Raw genomic sequence first — 24,652 nt, 5'->3', positions numbered from 1 at the left:
AATGAAACGGGGTATATGCACTATGCTTACATTTGAGCAAAAACTGGAAATCATTGAATCGTTTCCGGAATTGGCACGCAAAGACGTGTCGATGAAGCGCGTCAATTTCCATTACGAAGAAAGCCTGTACGACAAGAAAATCGTCGTCTATCACCTGCATCCGAATGGCAACGGCTTTGTCTATGTCGGCAACTTGCCGCAGTACGAAGCGGACAATAAAGGCTTCGTCAATATCCGGGATTTTTCCGAGAAAGAATTGCGCAGCATCCTGGCTGATGCTTTGGATTATTTATCATTGGAGCCGGAACCGCCTTACGACAAAACCTGGTCGAACCGCGACAATGTGAAACTGGATCTGGTCTATGAAGAGCCGTTTTGGAATATCTATACCGGCAAAAACCTGGAAGAAAGCTTCGGCACTTTCAGTGATGCTGAAGACTATTTGATCGACCAAGGTTTCAAAGAGCCGAAATAATGGAAATCCGTTTATTGAAAAAGGCTGCTGGCCTGCCAATGGACTTGTTGCTGGAAGCGGACCCTTCTGAAGGACTTGTCAGGGAATACTGCAGCAACGGCTTTGTCTATGAAGCGGCTGTCGATGATGAATTAATGGGATTATATGTTTTATTGCCATTAACGGACGGAATCGTGGAAATCAAGAATATCGCAGTCGCAGAAGATGCGAGAGGACAAGGCTATGGCAAACGGCTGATCCAGCATGCATTGTATGAAGCGGAACGCTTGGGCTTCGGCAATGTCGAAATAGGCACCGGCAATTCAAGTGTCGACCAGCTGATGCTGTATCAGAAATGCGGCTTTCGCATCGACTCGATTGACCGGGATTTCTTTACGCGAAATTATCCGGAACCGATTTTTGAAAACGGCATCCAGTGCCGCGACATGATCCGCCTGGTTTATACTTTTTAATGTGAACTCTTCCTTTCGGGGAAGAGTTTTTTGTTTAGGGGAAGCAAGGCGATAAATAGAGAATCGCTGATAAACCTCAAAAAATCGCTGATAAACTATGAAAAATCGCCGATAAAAGCAAAAAAATCGCCGATAAACCTCAGAAAATCGCCGATAAAAATCATTATCCTCCCTCAAAAACATTTAAAAGAAAATATATTTACTTTTAAACGTAATGTTTATTGCATTTAAAAGTAATTTATTTTACTATATAAAGTAACAAGGAGGGATTGGATGGAAGAAATCAGATTAAATGTCAGTTTACTCAGAAAGCGTGTCCCCAATTTGACCACTGCGGCCAAAAATGCGGGAATGCGCCCGGCTACTGTTTCAAATCTATGCACCGGCAAAATTGATTTAGGTAAAGCGGAAGTGAAAACGTTGGTAGGGTTGGCGGAATTGGCTAATTGCAAAATCGACGACCTGATCATTCGGGGGGAGAAGAGGAAAATGATTGAAACGAAGATTAAAGCATTGGATTTTTTTGCGCCATTGGTAAAAGGCGGGACAACAGGACTAGTAGCTCGTCCGGGCATGGGGCAGGTAGTGATACTGGCAGAATTGCTGCATCGCTTTAAAGGAACAGATCTAAAAACGGTTTTTCTGGCGCCGACAGATGAGCATCCTGAACTTGAAGGGACGATTGAACTGGCGGATCAAATCACCCGCGGACTTGAAGATACACTTGAAGCAATCCGCCGATTCGGGGAGCAGGCCGTATTGGTTACCGACAAAGAGCATGTAGATTCCGGATTGTTATTTGAGCTGCAGGAGGCATTGGGTAATCAGGACAGCACCACTACTCTGCTGGTCGACCTTTCAGGCAAAGTATCAGACGATGATTTCCCATTCGGTCCTCTTGAAACAGTGTGGCAATTGGATGCTGATTTGGCTGCGCGCCACCAATATCCAGCGCTCAGCCCGCTGTATTCCGCTTCATCAATTCTTGATGAGAGAGACGCGGATGAACAGCATTTCCAACTCCGTCAACGTGCGCGTAATTTACTCCGGCGCTACCGTGAGCTGCGGTCTATTGTGCAGTCGCAAGGCGAAGGACGCCTGCCGTCCGCTGAAGTGGAGACTTACCGCAGAGGGGAAAGGCTGGAAGCCTATTTTACCCAGCCGTTTTATGTAGCAGAAGAATTCACAGGGCAAGCAGGGAAAACAGTGCCGCTTGAACAGACACTGTCGGATGTTGCAGCCATAATGGATGGCCGGACAGATGAACAGGATGTAGCGCAGCTTCAATTTATAGGATCATTATAAAGGAGCCCAGGCGCTCCTTTTTTTCATGCAAAAAACAATCAGGAAAAGAGGAAAAAAACGGAGAATTTAGGTATGCTTGAAGCAAGGAGTGATGACATGTTCAAGAAAGTGACTTTGTATACAAATAAGCTTAACGAAGTAAAAGGCTTTTACGAATATCAATTGGGTTTCCGGATTGTTGAAGAAGACGAATCCAGCTTTATGCTGGCAATCGGGGAATCCCAGCTCATATTCCGCGAATCCGATCGGCCGGCGTTTTATCACTTTGCTTTCAACATACCAGGCAATCAGTTCACTCTCGCCAAAGGCTGGGCAAGTTCGCGTGTGGAGTTGAACCGCCAGGAAGGGATGGATGAAATCTACTACTCGAATTTCGATGCGGATGCATTTTACTTTGAAGATCCCGCCGGAAATATCGTTGAATTTCTCGGACGCCGGAATACCGACAGAATGGGGAACTTCACGGTGGATTCATTGCTGAATATCAGTGAAGTCAGTATCACGACCGCGCATGTAGCGGAAGTCGGCAAACAAATCGAAGATATGGATATTCCGGTCCGCGGCAATAAAGGCATAGACCCTGCTTCGTTGAATTTTCTTGGGCAGGGAGCGGCGTTCATCCTTCTCGTTGCACCGAAAAGAACCTGGTATTTCTCGAAGAAGAAGAGTGAAGTCCATCCGGTGTCGATAGAATTGACGGACGGCCGTCAAATTGATATTGATGACGGCGGGCACTTCCGTTCAGCGGTTTCGGAAAATCCGTTGTCGGACCGTCTGGAGGAAATGGAGTTCTCAGGAGCTGCCATGCTGAAAACGGATGAGGAATGGGCGATAGCCAAGGGTATGGCTGAACGGGCAAATGCGCGGCCGAATGCAGTGAATACCCGTTTCGGAATTGCTTCCGGCTGCAAAATTTTTACCGCAGTGGCAATTGCGCAATTGGTCGAGGACGGAAAACTGTCATTTGATGATGTCCTGTCTGACCTGCTTCCTGAAGATTTCCCGAATTTTCCTGTAACCATCCACCAATTGCTGACGCATATGTCGGGAATTCCGGATTATTTCGATGAGTCCGTCATGGATGACTTTGAAGAACTGTGGCAGGAGCTGCCGATGTATCGGATGAAAAACACGAGAGACTTTCTTCCTTTATTCAAGGATAAGCCGATGAAGTTTGAACCGGGCGAAAACTTCGAGTACAATAATGCTGGCTTTATTGCGCTCGGCATGGTGGTTGAGAAGTTGACCGGCAGAAAATTTACGGATGTAATTGAAGAACGGATTTTTCAGCGCGCTGGCATGGAACGATCGGGTTATTTTCAATTGGACCGCTTGCCGGCAGAAACGGCAACGGGTTATATAGATGAAGGGTCGGAATGGCGCACCAACCAATACGCCATTCCGATCAAGGGCGGCGCTGACGGCGGCGCGTATACGACGGCGGCGGACATGTCAGTTTTTTGGCAGGAATTAATGAATTTCAACCTGCTTTCCGAGGAAGGGACACGCAATTTACTGAAAGTGCATGCAACAGATGAAGAAAGCCATTACGGCTATGGGGTCTGGATAAAAAAAGAAGAAGGCGAAGTTCTTAAATATCATGTAATGGGCTACGACCCTGGCGTCAGTTTCCATTCAGGATTTTATCCTTCCAACGGCAGCACATTAACGGTATTATCGAATAAAAGCGCGGGTGCCTATGATGTTATCCGATTGATCGAACAGGAAAAAATGAACTGGCAATCGTAAAGGAGTAGAAGTCCATGAGCGGTAAAAAACTGGCATTATCCATTATATTCGGCACCATTGGCGTAGCCGTATTGATTTTCGTGGTTTTCCAGCTGTATTTCATGCTGAATTGATAAAAAAACAAGAGGTGGTCCGCATAAATTGGATCACCTCTTGTTTTGTCATGGATATTAATGTTTTTCTGAAAATGTATTTTAGATCCCTGATCGATGGAATAAAAATCTGAGCTAAAAATTTTTTTGGAAAATAAATAAAAAAATGGATCCTTCCGAAGAAGAATCCATTAATATATTTAGATTAAGCTTTTTGTACGTTAGTAGCTTGAAGACCGCGTTGGCCTTGCTCGATATCAAACGTTACTTCTTGGCCTTCGTCAAGAGACTTGAAGCCTTCGCTTTGGATTGCTGAGAAATGTACGAATACATCGTCGCCGCCTTCTCTTTCGATGAAGCCGAATCCTTTTTCTGAGTTAAACCATTTTACTTTACCTTGTTCCATGTGTGTTTCCTCCTCGTATGCGTAAGCATACATTGTATTACTATCCTTGCTCAAATCTTGCAGATGAACATCTGACACTTTTTAAAAGTTATCCGAACAAAAATAATTCTTCCTTAGAATAACACGGGTATATTAAAAATGCAAGCTTTATGTAAAAATTGGGTCTCGGGCTTAAAATCTTATATTTAATTATACTGGTAGAATGATAGAGGGGAAAGGGGTGGCAAGATGAAGAAAATCATTGTGTGCGGGGTTTCAGCGGGTGCCGGAAAATCCACATTTGCAAGAAAGCTGGGGGAAAAGCTTGAAATGCCTGTGCATCATCTGGATTCTTATTATTGGAAAGCGGGATGGGTGGAAAGGGATACGGAGGAATTCAGGGACAAGCAGCGTCAGCTTGTTCAAGGAGACAGCTGGATCATTGAAGGGAACTATGCCAGTTCCATGGAAATCCGGCTGGCGGAAGCGGATACGTTCATTTATTTGGAGCTGCCGCTGAGGGTCTGTCTCTACCGAGCATTGAAACGGTGGGTGCTGCACTACGGAAAGACCCGCCCTGATATGGCGGAGGGCTGCCCAGAAAAGATGGACAAAGAGTTTTTGAAGTTCATCATCACTACGTATGCAGACAGAAAAATTGAGATGAGGCAACGGGCTAAAGATTTTGTTGGCCGAGGACCTGACCGCCAGTCGATAATTCTGCAAACACAAAAGCAGATAGACGGTTTCTTGAAATAGATACCTGTTTAGAGAAGTGGATATCAAATTATTATCTAATTTGCCGTAAAAATTAAAATATTCACTTACATAGAAAAAATTAAATGGTATCATAAAAGTACAAATCTGAACGGTTGGGGGAGCGGAGATGAAAGTTTTATATGAAGGTACTATCACTCACCAGGTTCTTCGGAAAAAACTGCCTCTGCACATGAAACGGCTTTATCTTGAAGATCTGCCGGCTATTGAAGAAGTACAGGAAGCAGTGGTTGCGGCGATGCCGGAAAAAACAGCTTTACAGCCTTTATCGACAGAAGAATTCCTTTTTATCCTCAATGAACGCGGCTTGATGGTTGGTGCCTATGCGGAAGATAGATTGATCGGTTTCCGCGCATTGCTGATCCCTGAAATCGATGAAGAGCATCTTGGCTACGATATCGGCCTGGCTGAAGAAGAATTGCCAAGAGTGATTTATCAGGAGATTTCGGCTGTGCTGCCTGCTTTCAGGGGGAATCGTCTGCAGCAGAAACTGGCGGATGTCATCATGAAAGAACTGCCGAAACTTCCGGGGAACTTCAGGTATGTCTGCTGCACCGTCGCCCCGATGAACATTCCGAGCCTGAAAGACAAATTCACGCAGGACATGTACATCGGTGCCTTGACTGAGAAGTATGGCAATAAAGAACGCTATGTCTGTGTAAAAGACCTGGAGAATCCTTCAATGAGCTACGAGGAATATGCGGCAGCCAAACTGGACGACTTCACCAGGCAGCATCAATTATTCGATGCCGGGTATGTGGGCATCAACTTTCAAATGAAAAACGGTTTCCATGAAATCCAATTTGTAAAACCCATTCTTTAAATAGGATGGGTTTTTTTAGAGTCTAGAGAACTTTTATTTCTCTAACTATTAAGCTCTAGGCGGATGCTTTCCGCTTCATTTTATAACCTTGAAGAAGTGAAATGATTACTTTTAAAACGAATATTGTATTTAAACTTTCTCTATTATAGAAAGTAATTAGAGATATGAAGCTAAACAGCGAAGACTCCCAGGGGAGTAGAACCGGAGTTGATTTTTCAACTCCGGTTCGAGCGTAGTGCTGAGATCCACTCGGGCGAAGTGGAACGAGTCCGAGTTAGCTTAGCGCAAGCCCCCAGGAAAGCGGAGCTGTTTCGCGGAATATCGGTTTTAATATTTCTAATTATTAAAGTAAAAATAATAAATAATTCTGAAACTTCACGCCCTTTTTACCGTATATAAGATAAGATGGAAAAGAGCTACCGGGAATGGGAGGTATTGGGATGGAATTGTTTGGTGTTGGAGTGGAGCAAATTTATATGTACGGCTTGCTGATTGCGGCAGGGCTAACTTTATTGTATGTGCTGTTCGGCGATATGGCAGATGCCGGTGAAGGGCTTCCGTTATTGAATCCAGCTGTCCTCCTGGCATTCTTCACTTTGTTTTTCGCCACCGCTTTCGTGCTTGAAAAAGCGGGTGGACTCAATAGTGCCAGTATCATCCTGATTTCAGCGACAGCAGCCGCAGTGCTGGATTTCCTTCTTTATTTCTTTGTGTTATTGCCGTTGAAGTCTGCGGAATCTTCAATCGCCTATACTGAAGAATCGCTTCTCGGCCAAGTGGCGCGGGTGATTATACCGATTCCTGTCGACGGTTACGGCGAAGTGGTGCTGGAAACATACAGCGGCATGATTTCGAAACGGGCGGCCGGGTACGATAACGAGCCGATTGCGCAGGATGAACAGGTGCTGATCATTGAAATCGCTGACGGCACGCTTTATGTCAGGGAATACGAGCCTTTTGTATTAAGAAATAAAAAATAGAAAAACCAGGGGGAATCAGAATGGAAGTGTGGATCGCTATTGGAGTAGTGGCAGCTATATTACTGGCGCTGATCGGAGTTTATGTCACGAAATACAAAACAGTAGGCCCGGACGAAGCATTGATTGTAACGGGAAGTTATCTGGGATCGAAAAATGTACATACTGACGATTCAGGCAATCGCATCAAGATTATCAGAGGCGGAGGCACGTTCCTGCTGCCGGTGTTTCAGCAAGCGGCACCGCTCAGCTTACTATCCAGCAAATTAGAAGTGACGACACCGGAAGTTTATACGGAGCAAGGTGTTCCGGTTATGGCGGATGGTACGGCAATCATCAAAATCGGCGGTTCCATTTCTGAAATCGCGACAGCTGCCGAGCAGTTTTTAGGGAAATCCAAAGAAGACCGGGAAAATGAAGCGAAAGAAGTTCTGGAAGGGCATCTTCGTTCGATTCTTGGATCGATGACAGTAGAAGAAATTTATAAGAACCGTGATAAGTTCTCGCAGGAAGTGCAGCGTGTAGCGTCGCATGATTTGGCGAAAATGGGCTTGATCATCGTATCGTTCACCATTAAAGATGTACGCGATAAAAACGGCTATCTGGATTCATTGGGGAAAGCGCGCATTGCACAAGTGAAACGGGATGCGGATATTTCTACCGCCGAATCGGAAATGGAAACACGCATTAAACGTGCTGAAGCCGGCAAAGAAGCGCAGCGTGCGGAGATTCAGCGTGCGACTGAAATCGCCGAAGCAGAAAAAGAGAATCAGTTGAAAGTGGCAGAATACCGGCGTGAGCAGGACAGTGCAAAAGCCCGTGCCGATCAGGCGTATGAACTGGAAACAGCGCGTTCGAAACAGGAAGTGGTCGAACAGGAAATGCAGATCCGCATTATCGAACGCCAGAAGCAGATTGAGTTGGAAGAGAAAGAAATTCAGCGCCGTGAGCGCCAATACGACTCGGAAGTGAAGAAGAAAGCGGATGCTGACCGTTACGCTGTGGAGCAGGCAGCCGAAGCTGAGAAGTCGAAACAGCTTGCAGATGCTGATGGCCAGAAGTACCGTGTGGAAGCGATGGCGAAAGCTGATGCAGAGAAAGTCCGGCTGGATGGTATGGCGAAAGCTGATTCACAGCGGGCACAAGGTGAGTCGGAAGCGGATGTCATCCGTCTGAAAGGTCTTGCCGAAGCTGAAGCGAAGCGTAAAATTGCAGAAGCGTTCGAAATGTACGGCCAGGCCGCTACCCTCGATATGATCGTGAAGATGCTGCCGGAATATGCCAAACAGATTGCCAGTCCACTTTCAAACATCGATAAAATTACAGTTGTGGACACTGGAAGCGGTGAAGGCGGCGGCGCCAATAAAGTGACGTCTTACGCAACGAACCTGATGTCATCACTTCAGGAGACGCTGAAGGAATCTTCCGGCATCGATGTCCGTGAGATGCTCGAGAATATGAGCGGCAAATCTGACTATGCAGCTACAATTGAACAATTACGCTATGAGTTGGCGGAAAAAGAAACACCTGTTAAGTAAATACAATTTCACATACATTAATTTGTATGCAAGGAAAATAGTTACATTGAATATTTCCATTATAAACCAGCCACAAAAAGCTTTTGCTTTTTGTGGCTGGTTTTTGGTTTCAGAGAACCGCTGAGCGGGAAAAGATAGACGATATAGTATGAAATTATCATTTATGCTGGATTGTTGCTTCTCTGTCATTTTGTAGATTTAATTAGGGTGGTAGAATTTGATGGTAATATCTTTTAAATGATAATTTCGTGATAAAAACATTTTTTTAAGGAGCACCCTATGAACATACAATTTACAGAAATACCTCATCTGACGCCTCTTTCCGTAAGCGGACCAGAATCACAGGAAATCACTTCAATCGTTTATAATTCAGTGGAGACGAAAAAAGGATCCGCTTTCTTTTGCGTGACCGGAGAAAATACGGACGGCCACTTATATATTGAAGAAGCCATCGGAAATGGTGCATGCGCCATTATTGGCACGAATAAAGAAATATTGGACCATCATTCCGCAATGTCTCCACATGTGACATTTTTAGAGGTGGAAAATTCAAAAGTGGCCATGGCGCATATCTCCAATTACTTTTATGGCAATTCACAGGACCGGTTGATCAAGGTGGGTGTTACAGGGACAAATGGTAAAACAACAACAGCCACGTTTGTTTACAGCCTTTTTAACTTATTGGACTTGCCTTGCGGATTTTTAGGCACAACTGGGATTTGGTCATCAACGGGCAAGCTTGCCTATAAGAAAAGCACCCCGACTACACCGATCTCTTCTGACATACATAATATCTTTTCGCAGCTTGATGCCCAAGGAGATGTGGCTGCTGCAATGGAAGTTTCTTCTATTGCCCTGGACCAAAAAAGGGTGGAAGGAATCATCTTTGACGTAGCAATCCACACGAATATTTCTGAGGAGCATATGGAATACCATAAAACTTTCACTCATTATCTCCAATCAAAACTGGAACTTTTCAAGCAGGCGAAGTCTGCTGTCGTAAATCTGGATGATGCCGGCATGTCTCGGGAGATATTGGAGATTGTACAGTATCCTTGTCTTACCTACAGTGCTGACCCGAATTCGGGAGCAGACCTGATCTGGGGGAATTGCAGGACATTGGACGCCGGACTGGCTTTCGATTTGATCTATCAAGGCATTTCGCGGCAAGTCCAGGTTCCCATTTTTGGTGAGTATAATGCCGGAAACCTGGCTGCGGCGATTGCCGCTGCTTTATTGGCAGGCAAGACCATCGATGAAATATTGGCAGTTTTACCTGATATGCCTCAAGTGGAAGGGCGTTTCCAAGTGCTTGCCGGACCTGAGGGCAGAAAAATTATCCTCGACTATGCCCATACACCGGTTGCTATCGATCTGGTGCTGAAGGAAGCGAAAAAACTGCCGCATCGCAAACTTATTGCGATGATTGCGGGTATTGGAATCCGGGATTTTTCCAAGATGCCGAAAATGGCGAAAGCTTCGGAAGGCAAAGCGGATACGATCGTCGTAACGGTGGACCATCCGGGATACAATGATCCAAACGAAGTGGTGGAAGCTGTGGTACAAGGTTTTACAATCCCTTATAAACAGGAAGTGGTGACGGCTCCTTCGCGTAGGGATGCTGTAATAGAAGCGCTGAAAGCGAGCGGACCGGATGACATCGTCCTGTTATCCAGCGGTTGCATCAATGGTGCGCAAATTATTAAAGGTGAATATATCCCGCATTCGGATGAAGAGATTATCGAGGAATTCTTTTTGCAGCAAAAACATTGATCGAAGCCTGCGAGATCAATGTCTTTGCGACGAAGCAGCGTAGCGATGCAACGCACTTTCATGTCTCGAAGCTAGCGCAGCGATGCAGAGACAGGAGCAAAGGTGTTTAAAGCTGGTTTGTGTAATATCAGTTGTTAAAACATATTTTTTTCATACGACTTAAAGCGACTTTTCTTATACAGAAGTCGCTTTTTCACGTTTTTTTGTGTTTAATAGAAGAGAAGGTTTAATTAGACATAAGAATTGGAGTGAATGGAATGCAATATCGTACAGAGAAAGACACCATTGGTGAAATTCAGGTTGAAGCCGACAAAATGTGGGGAGCTCAGACACAGCGCAGTGTCCAGAACTTTGCAATCGGTACTGAGCGTATGCCGCATGAAGTGGTAATTGCGTTTGCCCAATTGAAAAAAGCGACAGCGAAAGCTAACCATAAACTTGGAAAACTTTCTGATGCGAAGATGAAAGCGATCGAAACTGCAGCCAACGAAGTAATCGAAGGCAAATGGAACGATCATTTCCCATTGGTAGTTTGGCAGACAGGAAGCGGAACGCAGTCGAATATGAACATGAATGAAGTTCTGGCACGCCGCGGAAACGAAATTTTAGCGGAACAGAATTCCGAAGAAAAACTTCATCCAAACGATGATGTAAACATGTCCCAAAGTTCAAACGACACTTATCCGACGGCAATGCACGTTGCGGGCGTATTGGCTGTAACCGAAACATTGATCCCTGCTGTTCAGAAATTGAAAGCCACGTTGGCTGAGAAATCGGAGAAATTCGATGACATCATCAAAATCGGCCGTACGCATCTTCAGGATGCGACACCGTTGACATTGGGCCAGGAAATCAGCGGCTGGAAACATATGCTCGAGAAAAGTGAGCGCATGATCAGCGAAAGCGTCAATTATATGCGCGAATTGGCTATCGGTGGTACTGCGGTCGGAACCGGCATCAACGCAGATCCGAAATTCGGCGGTTACGTGGCAGAATTCATCGCGGAAGCGGTTGGTTCCGAGTTCACTTCAGCTGAAAATAAATTCCACGCTCTGACAAGCCATGATGAAATGGTTTATGCGCACGGAGCCATCAAAGCGCTTGCGGCAGACGCGATGAAAATCGCCAACGACGTACGCTGGTTGGCAAGCGGACCACGCAGCGGCATCGGTGAAATTACGATTCCAGCTAACGAGCCAGGAAGCTCCATCATGCCTGGGAAAGTTAACCCGACACAAAGTGAAGCGTTGACGATGGTTGCGGCACAGGTGATGGGTAATGACGCGACAATCGGTTTCTCTGCCAGCCAGGGGAATTTCGAATTGAACGTGTTTAAACCGGTCATCGCCTATAACTTCCTGCAATCGGTCCGTTTGCTGGCAGACAGCCTTGTCAGCTTTAACGACCACTGCGCAGTGGGCATCGAAGCGAACCTTGATGTTATCCAAAACCATGTGAATAATTCATTGATGCTCGTGACTTCATTGAACCCGCATATCGGTTACGAAAAAGCGGCGGCAATTGCAAAGCAGGCCCACAACGAAGGCTCAACATTGAAAGAATCTGCTGTGAAGAGCGGACATCTGACAGCTGAGCAATTCGACGAATGGGTTAAACCGGAAAACATGGTTGGGAAATAAGTAGAAATTGGGGTGGCCGGAATCTTTTCCGGCCGCTTTTTATGTTTATGCGATGTGGAAAGGGTTTATTCCGCGATTGTCGAAGTTTATTAACAGGTAAGAATTTACGGAAGAGGTGCATTATGCAAAAAACTTTTTTGATGTCATGGAGCGGTGGCAAGGATTCTGCGCTCGCATATTACCGGGCTGTGCTGGATGGGAATGTGCCGGTGGCTTTACTGACAATGTTCGAGGAAGATGGATCAAAATCGAGATCGCACGGCCTGCCGCTCGAGATCATGGAAGCGCAGGCAGAACGGATGGGACTGCCGTTAAGAATCGGTAAGGCAGACTGGAATAATTATGAGAAGGAATTCATCAGCCTTTTAAAGAATTTTAAAAGTGAAGGCATCGATATGGGCGTATACGGTGATATCGATCTGGAAGATCACAGGGCCTGGGTGCAAAAAGTAAGTAATGAAGCGGATATCGAAGTCAGCCATCCGCTTTGGGGAGAACCTCGAAGGAATCTGCTGGAGGAATTGATTGCGGAAGGATTCAAAGCCGTGATAACGGTGGTGGATACAGCGAGAATGGATCCGAAATTCCTTGGCAGGGAGTTTACGCTGGAATTGATTGAAGAGCTGGAGGCTCTCGGAATCGATGCCTGTGGTGAAGAAGGGGAATTCCATACAGTCATAGTTGATGGACCGATCTTCGTCGAAGCGGTTCCGGCGGTTTTCGGTGAAGTGATAGAGGCAGGTCAATATCGGGTGCTGGAAGTGAAACTTCAATAAGAGGAGTGGGGGCCATGATTCAATTTGTGGGAGTCGAAGAAATTCACATTCGACAGATGTCGGCTTTATTGGCAAAAAGGCATGAGAAAGAGCGGAGGGTCTTCCCATATTTGCCGCAGATATTTGAAGAAATCGATGAGGCAGAAAATGTAATCCGTAAAGAGCTTGATAAACCTTTTGTCAGCGGAATTGTGGCTGTGCGTGGAATTGATGTCATCGGCTACCTGCTCTATGAATTCAAGGAAGATACCGATCGTGGACGTTATATACTGATGAACTATGAATCTGTCGCAATCAGTGATAAGGAACATCCGAGCCTGCTGCGGCTGCTGTATGCGGATGCCGGAGCCGAATGGATACAGCATGGCTACTTCACGCATGTCTTGATGATTCCGCTCGGAGAACAGGCTTTGGTGGAACAATGGCTCGAGCAGGGCTTCAGTTATGAACAGAAATACGCAATCCTCCAATTAGAGGATTTTGAAGCGCCAGAAAATCTTGAACATGATAAAGTGGCAATCCGCAGAGGCGGCCGGATGGATGCTCCTTTGCTTAAGAAAGTGGCCCTATGGAACAGCATCCATCAGGCTGCTGCTCCCTCCTGGCATCCGATTACTAAAGAAACGATGGAAAACATCAAACGAAGCTATATGGATTTGTCTGAAGATAAAGAGGCATTTCTATGGATCGCGGAACTGGGTGAACGCGTTGCCGGTTTCCATGTGTATTTCCGGAAAGAAGACGGGACCAGCCTGTCTGCGCCGCCAAATTGTGCGGTATTGCCGGCAGCCTCCACTAACCCCGACATGCGGGGCAAAGGGATTGGCCGTGTACTTGCCAATCATTGTTTTGAAGAAATGAAAAAAGAAGGTTTCGATTACCTCTACGCGGATTGGCATACACCGAACCAAATTGCTTCCTATTTCTGGCCGCAGCTTGGATTTGAACCTTTCATGATCAGGATGTCCCGTAAAATAGATCCGCGGATTGCCTGGGCGCATGGGGACTGACAAGTAAGAAAAAGTATGTACCCGATAATCATTCGCCCCTCAAAGCATAGTGGTCACAAGGGTTTTCAGTTTACTTAGAGCCTGTATGTGATACAATTACGTCCATTATGATTGAAAGGGGAATGAATTTTGACTAAGAAAATGCTTTTGAGCCTATTGATCGGTGTTTCAGTCCTTGTGACGGCGGCATGCGGCAATGCGGATGAAAATACAAATGAAGAAGAAACTGCAACAGAGGAACAAGCAACAGAAGAGCAGGCAGCTGAAGAAAATGGTGAAACGGCTGAACAGCCGGAAATGCCGGAACCTGATTTGGAAGGCATTCCTGATGTTGTCGCTGAAGTAAACGGTGAAGAGATCGGAAAAGAGGAGTTTGAAACGGCATACGTCGGCCAGTTCCAGCAAATGGCTATGCAGGCACAAATGTCCGGTCAGGAAGTTGATCAGGCGCAATTGAAAGAGCAGATTGCCGAAAGTCTGGTCAGCCAGAAGCTGCTGGTTCAGGAAACGGAAAACCGTGGAATCGAAGCTTCTGAAGAAGAAGTCGATGAAACCTTGACTACTTTGGCAGAACAGAATGGCATGGCGTCATCGGAAGAGTTTTTAGCTGCTCTTGAAGAGCAGGATCTTTCGGAGGAAGAAGTCAGAGAACAAGTTGCTTCACAAGTGAAAGTGGATAAATTGATTGCTGAAGAAACAGGAGACACTGAAGTTTCAGAAGAAGAACTTCAGGAGTTCTATGATCAAGTGAAAGCACAGCAGGAAGAAATGGGCGGCGAAGAAGTGCCGCCGCTTGAAGACATCAAAACAGAGCTGGAAGCACAGCTTCTGCAGCAAAAAGAGAACGAAGCGGTTCAGGCATTAGTGGCTGAACTGCGCGAAGGCGCGGAAGTTACGATTAACATTTAATAAGAAAAAGAGAACCAGGTTTCCGTAGCGGGAACCTGGTTCTTCAGTTCGTTGAGAAAAAGATAAATGTAAACAATCGATATTGCGCAAAACAGCTTCGAAGACATTGGCCGAAGCTAGCGAGGACAAGTCTTTGCGACGAAGCAGCGGAGCGATGCAGGAGCACGGTTTTTCCCCCTATCCACCTGGGAGTCTTCGCTGTTTTGCTTCATATCTCAGAATCGCTTTCTATAAAGAAGTAGTCTAATTATTTTGGTTTTGTGAGAAGGATATTCATACGTTACCATTGAGATAAAGTGCAGCAGCAGGTGACGTTTCTCACCAAATTTGAGAACCAGGCCCCCAAACGGGACCTGGTTCTTTTTGTCGTTCTGTATTTAGATGGTATCGGCATTTTGGATGAGGTTCAAAAATTGTTTTGTCCGCTCTTCTTTCGGGTGGTCAAAGATCTGCTGTGGCGTGCCGCGCTCAATGATGCGGCCCGCATCCATGAACAGGACTTCATCCGCCACGCCTTTAGCAAAGCGCATCTCGTGCGTGACAACGACCATCGTCATGCCTTCGAGAGCCAATTCTTTCATTACTTGCAGCACTTCTCCGACGAGTTCCGGATCGAGCGCTGAAGTCGGTTCATCAAACAGCATCACTTTCGGCTCGAGCGCCAACGCGCGGGCAATGCCGACACGCTGCTGCTGTCCGCCGGAAAGCTGGAAAGGATATTCATTCATTTTTTCTTTCAGACCGACTTTTGTCAGCAACTCTTCCGCTTTCGCACGTGCTTCCGCACGGTCGATTTTCTGGACGGTGACAGGGCCTTCCATGACATTTTCCAAGGCGGTCATATGTGGAAAGAGGTTATAATGCTGAAACACCATAGCGGATTGTTTTCTGAACTCCATTATCTGTTTCTTGGGCAAAGATTTCGAGAAATCAGCCATATGGCCGTCAATCGCCACTGTTCCAGCGGTAGGCGTTTCCAGGATATTCAGGCAGCGAAGAAATGTTGTCTTGCCGGAACCCGAAGGACCGATGACAACAACAGCCTGGCCCTTTTCTACGTTGAGGTCTATGCCTTTCAAAACTTCGAGGTCCCCGAAGCTTTTATGCAGGTTATTTATGGCAATCATAGGAATCTCCTTTCTGAATTTATAGGGTACATACATTAAGCTTTCGATACATAACGGTCAAAACGATTCTCCAGGCGTCCCTGTACTAACGACAGAAGGAAACAGAAAATCCAGTAAAGGAGGCCGGCCTGTGAATACAGCAGCAGGAATTCGTAGTTGAAAGCGGCAATTTCCTGTGCACGGCGGAACATCTCTGTCACAAGGATGAACGAAGCAAGAGACGTATCTTTTACCAAACTGATGAATGTGTTCGACAGCGGTGGAATGGATACGCGCGACGCCTGCGGAAGGATAATCCGCTTCAGCGCCTGGCTATAGGACATGCCGATTGTATTGGCGGCTTCCCATTGGCCTTTCGGAATCGACAGGATTGCCGCCCGTATGACTTCGGAAGCATATGCTCCAACGTTCAGCGAAAATCCGAGAATGGCTGCCGTGAAAGGCTCCAGTGTAATGCCGACTGTCGGAAGGCCGTAGAACAGAATGGATAATTGAACCAATAGAGGTGTGCCCCGGATGATGGAAACGTAAATCCGCGCGATGATCTGAAAGAACTTTACAGTGGATATTCGTGCCAATGCCGTCAATGTAGCCAAAATAAGTCCGATTGTAAATGAAATCAAAGTCAAAGGAATCGTGTACTGGATAGCTCCCTCCAACAAAGGAAGGAACGATGACTGGGCAATGTCCAGTAACCGTTCCAATCTCTCGGGATTTGTGAAAATACTATTCAAGTACATTTTCGCCAAACCATTTCTGTGAAATTTCGTCGTACGTGCCGTCTTCGATCATATCTGCAAGTGCTTTGTTCACTTCATCTACGATTGCGCCGCTGTCTTTTCTGAATTGCAGTCCGCTTTGTGAAGCTTCATCTGATTCATCAGCAATTTGGATTGGTGCATCCGGACGCTGATTCATGAAGTCCAGCACAGAAATTTTGTCGTTTACTGTTGCATCGACACGATCTGATACCAATAATTCGATGGCTTGGTTGAACCCTTCAACACCTGTCAGTTCAGCACCGTATTCTTTTGCAATATCGGCATAGTTGCTGGTCAGTGACTGGGCTGATGTTTTGCCTTCCAAATCTTCAAATGATGTGATTTCTGTTTCATCTTCGCTGGTCACTAGGACAGCTGCTGAAGTGATGTATGGATCTGAAAAATCATAGCTTTCCAGGCGGTCTTCGCGGATACCGACTTGGTTTGCCACCATATCAAATCTTCCGGAATCGAGACCTGCGAACATTCCATCCCATTGTGTTTCAAGGAATTCCGCTTCAACGCCAAGGCGTTCAGCCACTTCACGTGCTATTTCAACATCGAAGCCTGTCAATTCGCCGGAATCGTCGTGGAAAGTGAATGGAGGGTAAGTTCCTTCAGTCCCAATAACCAATTTGCCTTCTTCTTGTACTTTCGCCAATAAATCTTCGGAAGAACCGGCAGTTTCCGGGTTCTCTTCAGTAGTGGTGTCCTCTGACGAATCTCCGCATGCAGCAAGTAAAAGAACTGCTCCAAGCAACATCAAAATAAATATAAGTGATTTCTTCATGATTTATCTCCCCTAATTCTTATAGTTTTTGTCGGCATTAAAAGTTTTGCTGTTTGAGTATAGCATCTTGTTCTGTTCCGCTCAATTAAAGATTCTTCAAAAAGCAAAAAAAATAACAAAAAGCTCCTCCTGTTAGGAGAAGCTGATCAATCTCTATTATTTTCCGATGTTTTCTAGCGCCTGTTTGACAGTGCTGAAAGCATAGGCGGATGAAATTCTGATATTGCTGCTGATGGCGACTTGCACGAGCTCGGGTCGCAGACCGGTAATGATGATATTTATCCCCATTATCCGAAAGACGCTGCCAATCTGGTGAAGTGATTCCGCGACGTGCCCATTAATGGTCATCACACCGGAGAAATCCAGAATCACATAATCGACATTCATCTCGGCAATCTGAGGAATCACCGAGTCCATGATGAAAGCGGCTCTGTCTTCGTCAATATAACCGATCAAAGGGATGACTACCACTTCATCGTGGACAGGAACGATCGGGGCTGATAATGAAATCAGTTCTTCCTGCAATTCCTGTTTCGCTTGTTCGGACAGCTGTTCGAATGCAAAGACAGTTTCGTTGAGGCTGACATCAAGTATCTGGTTGATCCCTTTTAATACAGTCGCTGTATCAACGGTAGTAAGGCCAATTTCAAGGCTTATGCGGATCACTATTTCTGTAGCTACATCGCGGGTCAGGGGATAGCGCACAATGATATCAGAAAGTTTTCCCCCATTGCTTACTTGCATTTGAGCGTTGTTTTTACTCCATTCGATTAAATGGTCTGGTATAAAGTTTTCGTCTTTGTTTTTCAGCGATTCGCTGTAAAAGTCCAAAAGCTTTACATACATGGATAAAGCCATCTCTTTTTCTTCGTCTGATATCAACGGCTTGCAGTGGTCTACCACATATTCGACTATTTCTCTTGAAATGGAATGGGCGTTTTCAGAGATATATGAAGAAAACTGATCGACATTTGACATACCCTTCACACCTTTACTTGAATTCATATTTCAAGTATAGCCTAATAATGTAAAAAATGGGCTTCATTCAGGAAACTTTCCTGTCGATTTGTTGAGGCGTAAAAAACCCGGACAGAAAAGTTCTTTTCTGTCCGGGGATATGGAAACTGTCAACTCATTCCTTACGGAACACCCAGGCACGCTGAGCTACAAATCCGAATATAAAGAGGATTGTATCCACCAGTATTTTTAAAATCACTTCTCCGCGTCCGAGCCATTCTGCGTATAACAAATGTACAGAACCGGCTGAAGTGAGCATGATGAATGCGGCTAAAGCGAAATAACGGATCAATGATTTCCTGGATCCCTGCTTAAAGACTTTATTCCGGTTGATGTAGTAATTGAATAAGGAGGACAGGATTCGTGCTGCAATTGTTGCCATGATGATGAAAAGAATGGGGGCAGGTTCCCGCAGCAGCTGGATGAATATCCAATATAAGCCGATATCGAGCACAAAAGAAGCTCCGCCTGATAAACCATAGAAAATGAAAATCTTATAAATATGATAGGAGTCACGCAAAGGGTTGAAATGCGACGACTTATTGTCGTCGATATAAACGGTTTCAATCGTTACTTCTGTTACCTCGACCTCATTTTTCCGCAAAGAGGCAAGCATATTCATTTCGTATTCAAAACGTTCACCTTTGACCTCCAATAATTGCGACAGGTATTTAACCGGAATGCCCCTTAAACCGGTTTGTGTATCAGTGAGGACGGTGCCGGTCGACAGCCTGAACAATAATCGCGTAAAGCGATTGCCGAACCGGCTCCTGAACGGAATTTCCTTTTTGCTGAAATCACGGGCGCCAAGTACAACTTTATCTGGCGTTTCCAGCAGTTGTTCAGACAGTTTCACCATATCACTCGCCAGATGCTGGCCATCCGCATCCGCAGTTATGACGGCTTCGAAAGGAAATTGATTGGTGAGTATGTATCGGAAAGCGGTTTTCAAGGCGCGGCCCTTTCCTTTATTGACGGCGTGTTTTAGGACCGTCACTTCTTCAAATGTTTCGAGTGAATTGAAAATATGTTTGTATTCTGTTCCGCTGCCGTCATCGACGATGATGACCCGGTCGAAGCCGGTGTCGATGATTTTCTCGACGGTATTCAGGCATTTTTGATCTGGTTTGTATGCTGGAATAATAATAGCGAATTGATTCATGTATGACCTCCTTTCCGGTCCTGCTGATTTGCAGGGAATACCCCAATTTATGAATCGTCCTTACGGTTAAGTATAGCGCTGATTATAAGTGCATATATATAAGAATACCCAAGCAGCGGCGCTTTCACACAGCATCTTAAGGAAATCTTCATAAACCTGCTTCATAATTATTAAGATTTTATTCCTATACTAATGTTATCAGGGAAAGGGGAATAAAGAATGATAAAAATAAAGGATTTACAGCATCATTTTAAAATCGGCAAAAAAGGGAACGAACGGCATGTGCCAGTGTTAAAAAGTGTCACACTGGAAATAGGAAAAGGGGAAATTGTCGCCATCCTCGGTAAAAGCGGCTCGGGAAAATCGACTTTGCTCCATATACTGGCGGGCTTCATGTCTCCGGAAAAAGGCTCTGTCGTAGTTAACGGACAGGAAACAGCGGCTCTGAAGGAAGCGGAACAAGCGAGCTTCCGATTGGCGAATTTCGGTTTCATCTTTCAGAATTTCCAGTTGATGCCCGGACTGAACGCTTTCGAAAACGTTGAATTGCCCCTGAAAATAAAAGGGATGGCAGAAACGGAACGCAAAATGAAAGTACAGAAACTGCTTGAGAAAGTGGGGCTCGATCAAGTGGCCGGCCATTATCCGAACGAACTTTCCGGCGGACAGCAGCAGCGGGTCAGTATTGCAAGAGCATTAATAACGGATGCGCCGATCATCCTGGCTGATGAGCCGACCGGAAGTTTGGATTCGGAAACGGAAAAAGAGATTTTATTGCTGATTCAATCGTTGAATAAAAAACTGGGTTTGACGTTCGTCATCATCACACACGACGAAGAAGTGGCCGCGGTGGCTGACCGTCAATACCGTCTGCACGACGGCGAATTAGTGAAAGGGGAGCAGCGCCATGCAGTTTAAAGATCAGATCGACTTTATCAGACAGCATATGAAACGCAATAAACTGCGTGTCGCTACAACGATTCTGGCTGCGACAATGGGCTGCGCTTTTCTGATCGTCCTGGCCTCCGTCGGTTTTGGGCTGCACCAGACCATCACGGATGATGTCCTGGATAATAATATGGTGACACAAATTGAAGTTGCCGGTAAAACGGATGGGGACACAGAACTTGCTCCGGCCGACATACCAGATGCTGAACTTCAGCAGATCAAAGGGATGGAACATGTCATAGCGGTGGTGGAGCGCAACCAGCCTGAAGCGGAAGCGGAAATTATGATTGGCAATCGCAGTACATATTCGCAAGTTGTGCTATCCAGTATGGAAGAAGAACAAAAAGCGGGCTTTGCTCTTTCTGAAGGGAAGATGCCGGCTAAAGCTGGAGAAGTCGTAGTAGGCTATCATATGGCCGAACGATTGCTGACAGAAGCGGAAATGGAAAAGGAAGCGAACGGCGAAGAGGTCGAGGGATTTGCCGGCAGCCTCATTGGCCAGACTGTTGAATTGGAATTGACGCCATTCTTGAATGAAGGCGAAGAAAGAACGGAATCGTCAACGTGGGAGTTTGTCGTAACAGGCATTGCCAAAGAACCGGCAAAGGATTGGATGACAGATGTTGCTATTTATGCAGACAGTTCATGGGCGCCGATATTCAATGAAGAATTGGGACTGGAGAAAGGCTTTAAGAATATCCTGGTTTATGCTGACGAATTACAGAATGTCGGGGGAATCACAGATGCTTTGAAAGAAGACGGTTTTTACGTCTATTCCGTAACGGAAGAGTTAGGGACGATGAATGTCTTCTTTACCGCATTGAAAGCTGGTCTCATTTTTGTAGGCACCATTGCGGTTCTGATCGCTTCCATCGGTATTTTCAATACGATGACAATGGCAGTAACGGAACGCACACGCGAAATCGGTGTGATGAAAGCAATCGGTGCACAGCCGAAGCTGATCCGCAAACTATTCCTCATGGAAAGTGCGGCCATCGGTCTGATTGGTACGGCATTGGCGGTGGTTATTTCATACGGTATCAGTGTGCTTGCGAACTGGCTGGTACCGATCATTATTTTGAGTTCGCTGGGAGAAGAGGATGCTGCCGGAATATCGATTGTCATCTCTACAATTCCATGGCAACTGGTTGTAATTGCATCCGCTATCAGCATCGGGGTGGCGATGGTATCAGGCTGGCGTCCGGCACGAAAAGCGACGCAGATCGATATCATTCAGGCTTTGAGACAGGAAATGTAATGCCATAAAAAGAAGAGCGCGCTCCCGGTCGGGAGCGCGCTCTTCACTATTTGTCGACTACCTTGAAATCGATTTCTGCCTGTAGTTTGTAATTTGGTTGACCATTCTCGGGAGGTTCTGTATAAAAATCGGCATAGCCTTCAACAACATAATAGCCCTCTAGAAACTGCTTATTCATTATATTTTTGGTGAACTCGATATACGCATCGTCATCCTGGTCACTGTAGCCGCCGCTGCCGGAATACTTTTCACGAAGAGGCTCCCCTTTCGTCAGGGTTGTCGTTATCAAAGGTTCTTCCATTCCGTAATGTATTTCATAACTACGTGTCTTTTCTTCCATGGGAAAGTAGAAAGGGGAAGCGGCATGGAAAATGTCGATGGTCTCCAGATCGCCGATATATTCCAGTTCAGCATAAAGCTCGACAGGACCACCGCTCGCGTATTCTTCTTTTTCAGAAACCAGGCGGTAAATGAAATCTCCTTCGGTTGCTTCAGCTTCGGTGGCTTTGACTGTATAGTCCTCAACACTTGCAGATGAATCTCCATTTGCAGGTTCTTCCGCTGTTCCACATGCAGCAAGCAGCAGGGTTAACAGCAGCAACAGGAAATGTAAAAGTCTTTTCATTGAAACGTCACCCCCTCTTTACTGAAGAAGACGTAGTGGCGGGGGAAAGAGTTACACTCATTTTTCCATCGTATCTTCCGGACGCCAGCCTTTCTGCAGCTCGCGAATCGATAATCCGAAAGGCATTTCGAGATGGGGGTAATCCTTGAAGCGGTTCCAATCCCCGCCCCAGTCAAAGCCGAGCTCTTTGCCGATTTCCGCCACTTCGAACCAATCGGACCGGCTGTTGCCGTTGTCGTCGCGTTCAATATCCCAGACGACTGAACCGTCATCGAGCTTCAAAGCGAAATCGATGGCCAACCCGTAATTATGATAAGATTCGCCGGGCTCCGCGTAAGTTACGATATTGCCGTCTGATGTCCGCCCCTGCTGGTGGAGGGCGTCCTGTTCCTCGAACGAACGGAAGCCGTCTGTGATGACGATATCGATGCCGATCTCTTCGGCGGCATCCACCAGTTCACGGCTCTTTTCAGCTACTATAGGATGGAGAGAATCAGGCAATGGCCTGGATTCCAGTTCTTCACGGAACTCAATTTCCCGCTGAATCCAAATAAACAAAAAACCGCCAAGCAGTAAAAGAAAAAGTATTGTAAATGCGGTTTTTGCGTTTTTCACTATCCATCACCTCTTATAGATTTTATTTTATCAAAAATCGTTGGAACAGTATCCTCGGAAAGAATTTGGTACGATAGAAGCAATAATGTTAAGGAGGAATACATATGGTGATCGAGTTGATGAAATCGCATGCTTCAGTGCGTGATTATAAAGAAAAACAATTAACAAGAGAAGAAGTGGAAGAGCTGATCGGAGCGGCGCAATACGCGGCAACTTCACATTTTGTCCAGGCTTATTCAGTGGTTTGGGTGACAGATCCGGAGAAACGCCGGAAGCTTGGTGAGCTCTCGAAAAATCCGAAGCAAATGGAAGGCGCCGGTGCGGTGTTCCTGATGTGCGCGGATTACAACCGTTTGAAGCATGCCGTTGAAATGCAAGGGGAATCGATTGTATTCGACCAGGCTGAAAACCTGCTGGTCGCTGTGACGGATGTAGGTTTACTGGCACAAAATTTGGCACTTGCAGCGGAATCGAAAGGCTACGGCATCTGCTATATCGGCGGCGTCCGCAATAACATGGAAGCCATCAGCGAGCTGGTCGGTTTGCCGGAAGGCGTGTTCCCTGTCTACGGTTTGACGGTCGGCATACCGAATGAAAGCAATGGCGTGAAACCGCGCTTGCCGGTGGAAGCGATTCTTCATGAAAATGATTATGATGAGAAGAAATACGAAACGATTTTGCCTGAATACGACAAGAGCATCGAGGAATATTACGGCAGCCGCGGTTCCAATCAGAAGACGGCAACTTGGTCGCAGCAAATGGCCAACTTCTTGAATAAACCGCACCGTCCGGATATTAAAGAAGTATTGGCGAGAAAAGGGTATAGTTTTAAATAATCTGCAAGGAGGGCGATACGATGAAACTGGCGATATTTGGAGCAACAGGCAGAGTCGGAAGTGAAATCCTGAAACGCGCTTTGGCGGACGGGCACCAAGTTACGGCGCTGCAGCGTTCTCCTAAACTCGACAAACACCCGAACCTTGAAACTGTATTCGGCAATGTAAGGGAAGGAAAAGACATTGAACGCGTGATAACGGGGGCGGATGCGGTCTTCAGCGCATTGGGAACAGATAAGACGACCACTTTGACCGATGCTTTGCCGTTCATCATCGAATCGATGGAACGTCACGGCATCAAACGGATTATCACAATCGGTACAGCAGGCATCCTGGACAGCCGGCTTGAGGATGGAAAACTCCGCTACCAGGGCGGCGACTCGAACCGCAAAATGACTTTTGCGGCCGAAGAGCACGAAAAAGCTTTCCGCCTGCTGGAGCAGTCGAATCTTGAATGGACCATCGTTTGTCCGACATATCTTCCGGACGGCGAAGCGAAAGGCGGCTACCGCGTCGAGAAAGACTTTCTGCCTGAAGGCGGCAAGGAAATCAGCACGGGCGACACCGGTGAATTCGCTTATCGGCAATTGGAGGAATCCACTTTTGTCCGGAGCCGTGTCGGTATAGCTTATTGATAAGGGAACAGCCTGGAAATTTCGGGCTGTTTTTATTTATGCCCAAGTTAGGGTGAAATATGCCCAACTTTCATCAGAATATGCCCAACTTTACCTCATATATGCCCAACTCGCCAAAATAACCGAAAAAACCGCGCAGGCAATCGTTGCCTGCGCGGTTTAGTTTGTTTCAGTTTAACATTGTTGGGAAAGGGTAT

Annotated in this window: 25 protein-coding genes; 17 read left to right on the top strand and 8 right to left on the bottom strand. The window is 46.1% G+C overall.

Annotated features, from left to right (window positions below):
• Positions 1–22: 22 nt before the first annotated feature.
• The 4 genes from D2910_RS10620 (at position 23) to D2910_RS10605 (ending at position 3,981) form a co-directional block, all read left to right on the top strand.
• Positions 23–475: a hypothetical protein gene (locus D2910_RS10620; protein ID WP_117313475.1), complete on the top strand. Its 453-nt coding sequence runs from the start codon at positions 23–25 to the stop codon at positions 473–475.
• Positions 475–927 carry a GNAT family N-acetyltransferase gene (locus D2910_RS10615; protein ID WP_117313474.1) on the top strand — a complete coding sequence of 151 codons (453 nt, stop codon included), beginning with the start codon at positions 475–477 and terminating at the stop codon, positions 925–927. Before D2910_RS10620 ends, D2910_RS10615 begins: the two co-directional genes overlap by 1 nt.
• 273 nt (positions 928–1,200) lie before the next feature.
• Entirely contained in the window at positions 1,201–2,232 is a 1,032-nt protein-coding gene (locus D2910_RS10610) for a P-loop NTPase family protein (protein ID WP_117313473.1), read from the top strand.
• 96 nt (positions 2,233–2,328) lie between these two features.
• Positions 2,329–3,981, top strand: a complete 1,653-nt coding sequence (locus D2910_RS10605) for a serine hydrolase (RefSeq protein WP_117313472.1) — start codon at positions 2,329–2,331, stop codon at positions 3,979–3,981.
• A gap of 297 nt (positions 3,982–4,278) precedes the next feature.
• On the opposite strand, the gene D2910_RS10600 is transcribed toward D2910_RS10605, so the two are convergent.
• On the bottom strand, positions 4,279–4,479 hold the full coding sequence (locus D2910_RS10600) for a cold-shock protein (RefSeq protein WP_006830093.1): 201 nt from the start codon (positions 4,477–4,479) through the stop codon (positions 4,279–4,281).
• 228 nt (positions 4,480–4,707) lie between these two features.
• Between D2910_RS10600 and D2910_RS10595 the strand changes: the two genes are divergently transcribed.
• From D2910_RS10595 to D2910_RS10555, 9 genes are all read left to right on the top strand, one after another.
• Entirely contained in the window at positions 4,708–5,217 is a 510-nt protein-coding gene (locus D2910_RS10595; RefSeq protein WP_117313471.1) for a P-loop NTPase family protein, read from the top strand.
• Positions 5,218–5,344: 127 nt separating this feature from the next.
• Complete coding sequence (locus tag D2910_RS10590; RefSeq protein WP_084243144.1) at positions 5,345–6,058, top strand: hypothetical protein; 714 nt, start codon at positions 5,345–5,347, stop codon at positions 6,056–6,058.
• A gap of 440 nt (positions 6,059–6,498) precedes the next feature.
• Positions 6,499–7,038: an NfeD family membrane protein gene (locus D2910_RS10585; protein ID WP_101802168.1), complete on the top strand. Its 540-nt coding sequence runs from the start codon at positions 6,499–6,501 to the stop codon at positions 7,036–7,038.
• 20 nt (positions 7,039–7,058) lie between these two features.
• Positions 7,059–8,573 (top strand): flotillin family protein, encoded by a 1,515-nt coding sequence (locus D2910_RS10580; protein ID WP_117313470.1) that lies wholly within the window; start codon positions 7,059–7,061, stop codon positions 8,571–8,573.
• A 279-nt stretch (positions 8,574–8,852) separates the two neighbouring features.
• Positions 8,853–10,346, top strand: a complete 1,494-nt coding sequence (locus tag D2910_RS10575; protein WP_117313469.1) for a UDP-N-acetylmuramoyl-L-alanyl-D-glutamate--2,6-diaminopimelate ligase — start codon at positions 8,853–8,855, stop codon at positions 10,344–10,346.
• A 257-nt stretch (positions 10,347–10,603) separates the two neighbouring features.
• Positions 10,604–11,986, top strand: coding sequence for a class II fumarate hydratase (gene fumC / locus D2910_RS10570; RefSeq protein WP_101802165.1), 1,383 nt, complete (start codon positions 10,604–10,606; stop codon positions 11,984–11,986).
• A 122-nt stretch (positions 11,987–12,108) separates the two neighbouring features.
• Positions 12,109–12,762, top strand: coding sequence for a Dph6-related ATP pyrophosphatase (locus tag D2910_RS10565; protein WP_117313468.1), 654 nt, complete (start codon positions 12,109–12,111; stop codon positions 12,760–12,762).
• Between the two features lie 14 nt (positions 12,763–12,776).
• The gene (locus D2910_RS10560; RefSeq protein ID WP_117313467.1) at positions 12,777–13,772 is read left to right on the top strand and encodes a GNAT family N-acetyltransferase; all 996 of its coding nucleotides are present in this window, start codon (positions 12,777–12,779) and stop codon (positions 13,770–13,772) included.
• Positions 13,773–13,901: 129 nt separating this feature from the next.
• The gene (locus tag D2910_RS10555) at positions 13,902–14,681 is read left to right on the top strand and encodes a SurA N-terminal domain-containing protein (RefSeq protein ID WP_117313466.1); all 780 of its coding nucleotides are present in this window, start codon (positions 13,902–13,904) and stop codon (positions 14,679–14,681) included.
• A 377-nt stretch (positions 14,682–15,058) separates the two neighbouring features.
• Here D2910_RS10555 and D2910_RS10550 read toward each other — a convergent pair whose 3' ends face one another.
• The 5 genes from D2910_RS10550 to D2910_RS10530 form a co-directional block, all read right to left on the bottom strand.
• Positions 15,059–15,808 (bottom strand): amino acid ABC transporter ATP-binding protein, encoded by a 750-nt coding sequence (locus D2910_RS10550; protein ID WP_084243136.1) that lies wholly within the window; start codon positions 15,806–15,808, stop codon positions 15,059–15,061.
• Positions 15,809–15,843: 35 nt separating this feature from the next.
• A complete protein-coding gene (locus D2910_RS10545; protein WP_084243135.1) occupies positions 15,844–16,548 on the bottom strand; it encodes an amino acid ABC transporter permease in 705 nt (234 codons plus the stop codon).
• On the bottom strand, positions 16,535–17,359 hold the full coding sequence (locus tag D2910_RS10540) for an amino acid ABC transporter substrate-binding protein (protein WP_117313465.1): 825 nt from the start codon (positions 17,357–17,359) through the stop codon (positions 16,535–16,537). Before D2910_RS10540 ends, D2910_RS10545 begins: the two co-directional genes overlap by 14 nt.
• Positions 17,360–17,515: 156 nt before the next feature.
• Positions 17,516–18,337, bottom strand: a complete 822-nt coding sequence (locus D2910_RS10535) for an STAS domain-containing protein (RefSeq protein WP_117313464.1) — start codon at positions 18,335–18,337, stop codon at positions 17,516–17,518.
• A 154-nt stretch (positions 18,338–18,491) separates the two neighbouring features.
• Positions 18,492–19,538 (bottom strand): bifunctional glycosyltransferase family 2/GtrA family protein, encoded by a 1,047-nt coding sequence (locus D2910_RS10530; protein WP_117313463.1) that lies wholly within the window; start codon positions 19,536–19,538, stop codon positions 18,492–18,494.
• Positions 19,539–19,757: 219 nt separating this feature from the next.
• On the opposite strand from D2910_RS10530, the gene D2910_RS10525 reads away from it, so the two are divergent.
• A complete protein-coding gene (locus D2910_RS10525) occupies positions 19,758–20,456 on the top strand; it encodes an ABC transporter ATP-binding protein (protein WP_117313462.1) in 699 nt (232 codons plus the stop codon).
• The gene (locus D2910_RS10520; protein WP_117313461.1) at positions 20,446–21,744 is read left to right on the top strand and encodes an ABC transporter permease; all 1,299 of its coding nucleotides are present in this window, start codon (positions 20,446–20,448) and stop codon (positions 21,742–21,744) included. The genes D2910_RS10525 and D2910_RS10520 overlap by 11 nt, the downstream gene beginning before the upstream one ends.
• Before the next feature lie 46 nt (positions 21,745–21,790).
• Here D2910_RS10520 and D2910_RS10515 read toward each other — a convergent pair whose 3' ends face one another.
• Entirely contained in the window at positions 21,791–22,369 is a 579-nt protein-coding gene (locus D2910_RS10515; RefSeq protein WP_117313460.1) for a hypothetical protein, read from the bottom strand.
• Positions 22,370–22,426: 57 nt separating this feature from the next.
• Positions 22,427–22,984 (bottom strand): M15 family metallopeptidase, encoded by a 558-nt coding sequence (locus D2910_RS10510; RefSeq protein WP_084243128.1) that lies wholly within the window; start codon positions 22,982–22,984, stop codon positions 22,427–22,429.
• A 104-nt stretch (positions 22,985–23,088) separates the two neighbouring features.
• Here D2910_RS10510 and nfsA point away from each other — a divergent pair, with 104 nt between their 5' ends.
• Both nfsA and D2910_RS10500 read left to right on the top strand, forming a co-directional pair.
• Positions 23,089–23,820, top strand: a complete 732-nt coding sequence (gene nfsA / locus D2910_RS10505; protein ID WP_101802154.1) for an oxygen-insensitive NADPH nitroreductase — start codon at positions 23,089–23,091, stop codon at positions 23,818–23,820.
• 20 nt (positions 23,821–23,840) lie between these two features.
• Positions 23,841–24,455, top strand: a complete 615-nt coding sequence (locus D2910_RS10500; RefSeq protein WP_117313459.1) for an NAD(P)-dependent oxidoreductase — start codon at positions 23,841–23,843, stop codon at positions 24,453–24,455.
• The last annotated feature ends 197 nt before the right edge of the window (positions 24,456–24,652 follow it).

Source organism: Planomicrobium okeanokoites, assembly GCF_003428875.1.
Taxonomy (GTDB): Bacteria; Bacillota; Bacilli; order Bacillales_A; family Planococcaceae; genus Planococcus; species Planococcus okeanokoites.
Note: the sequence above shows the minus strand (reverse complement) of the source record. Positions and strands in the feature narration are given on the sequence as shown.

Excerpts from the sequence above, each read along its gene's own strand:
- D2910_RS10620 (WP_117313475.1), top strand. The coding sequence starts at position 23 with ATGCTTACATTTGAGCAAAAACTGGAAATCATTGAATCGTTTCCGGAA.
- D2910_RS10525 (WP_117313462.1), top strand. The coding sequence starts at position 19,758 with ATGATAAAAATAAAGGATTTACAGCATCATTTTAAAATCGGCAAAAAA.
- D2910_RS10605 (WP_117313472.1), top strand. The coding sequence starts at position 2,329 with ATGTTCAAGAAAGTGACTTTGTATACAAATAAGCTTAACGAAGTAAAA.
- D2910_RS10540 (WP_117313465.1), bottom strand. The coding sequence starts at position 17,359 with ATGAAGAAATCACTTATATTTATTTTGATGTTGCTTGGAGCAGTTCTT.
- D2910_RS10545 (WP_084243135.1), bottom strand. The coding sequence starts at position 16,548 with ATGTACTTGAATAGTATTTTCACAAATCCCGAGAGATTGGAACGGTTA.
- D2910_RS10575 (WP_117313469.1), top strand. The coding sequence starts at position 8,853 with ATGAACATACAATTTACAGAAATACCTCATCTGACGCCTCTTTCCGTA.
- D2910_RS10585 (WP_101802168.1), top strand. The coding sequence starts at position 6,499 with ATGGAATTGTTTGGTGTTGGAGTGGAGCAAATTTATATGTACGGCTTG.
- D2910_RS10590 (WP_084243144.1), top strand. The coding sequence starts at position 5,345 with ATGAAAGTTTTATATGAAGGTACTATCACTCACCAGGTTCTTCGGAAA.
- D2910_RS10610 (WP_117313473.1), top strand. The coding sequence starts at position 1,201 with ATGGAAGAAATCAGATTAAATGTCAGTTTACTCAGAAAGCGTGTCCCC.
- fumC (WP_101802165.1), top strand. The coding sequence starts at position 10,604 with ATGCAATATCGTACAGAGAAAGACACCATTGGTGAAATTCAGGTTGAA.
- D2910_RS10515 (WP_117313460.1), bottom strand. The coding sequence starts at position 22,369 with ATGAAAAGACTTTTACATTTCCTGTTGCTGCTGTTAACCCTGCTGCTT.
- nfsA (WP_101802154.1), top strand. The coding sequence starts at position 23,089 with ATGGTGATCGAGTTGATGAAATCGCATGCTTCAGTGCGTGATTATAAA.
- D2910_RS10535 (WP_117313464.1), bottom strand. The coding sequence starts at position 18,337 with ATGTCAAATGTCGATCAGTTTTCTTCATATATCTCTGAAAACGCCCAT.
- D2910_RS10615 (WP_117313474.1), top strand. The coding sequence starts at position 475 with ATGGAAATCCGTTTATTGAAAAAGGCTGCTGGCCTGCCAATGGACTTG.
- D2910_RS10595 (WP_117313471.1), top strand. The coding sequence starts at position 4,708 with ATGAAGAAAATCATTGTGTGCGGGGTTTCAGCGGGTGCCGGAAAATCC.
- D2910_RS10520 (WP_117313461.1), top strand. The coding sequence starts at position 20,446 with ATGCAGTTTAAAGATCAGATCGACTTTATCAGACAGCATATGAAACGC.
- D2910_RS10565 (WP_117313468.1), top strand. The coding sequence starts at position 12,109 with ATGCAAAAAACTTTTTTGATGTCATGGAGCGGTGGCAAGGATTCTGCG.
- D2910_RS10560 (WP_117313467.1), top strand. The coding sequence starts at position 12,777 with ATGATTCAATTTGTGGGAGTCGAAGAAATTCACATTCGACAGATGTCG.
- D2910_RS10550 (WP_084243136.1), bottom strand. The coding sequence starts at position 15,808 with ATGATTGCCATAAATAACCTGCATAAAAGCTTCGGGGACCTCGAAGTT.
- D2910_RS10600 (WP_006830093.1), bottom strand. The coding sequence starts at position 4,479 with ATGGAACAAGGTAAAGTAAAATGGTTTAACTCAGAAAAAGGATTCGGC.
- D2910_RS10530 (WP_117313463.1), bottom strand. The coding sequence starts at position 19,538 with ATGAATCAATTCGCTATTATTATTCCAGCATACAAACCAGATCAAAAA.
- D2910_RS10580 (WP_117313470.1), top strand. The coding sequence starts at position 7,059 with ATGGAAGTGTGGATCGCTATTGGAGTAGTGGCAGCTATATTACTGGCG.
- D2910_RS10500 (WP_117313459.1), top strand. The coding sequence starts at position 23,841 with ATGAAACTGGCGATATTTGGAGCAACAGGCAGAGTCGGAAGTGAAATC.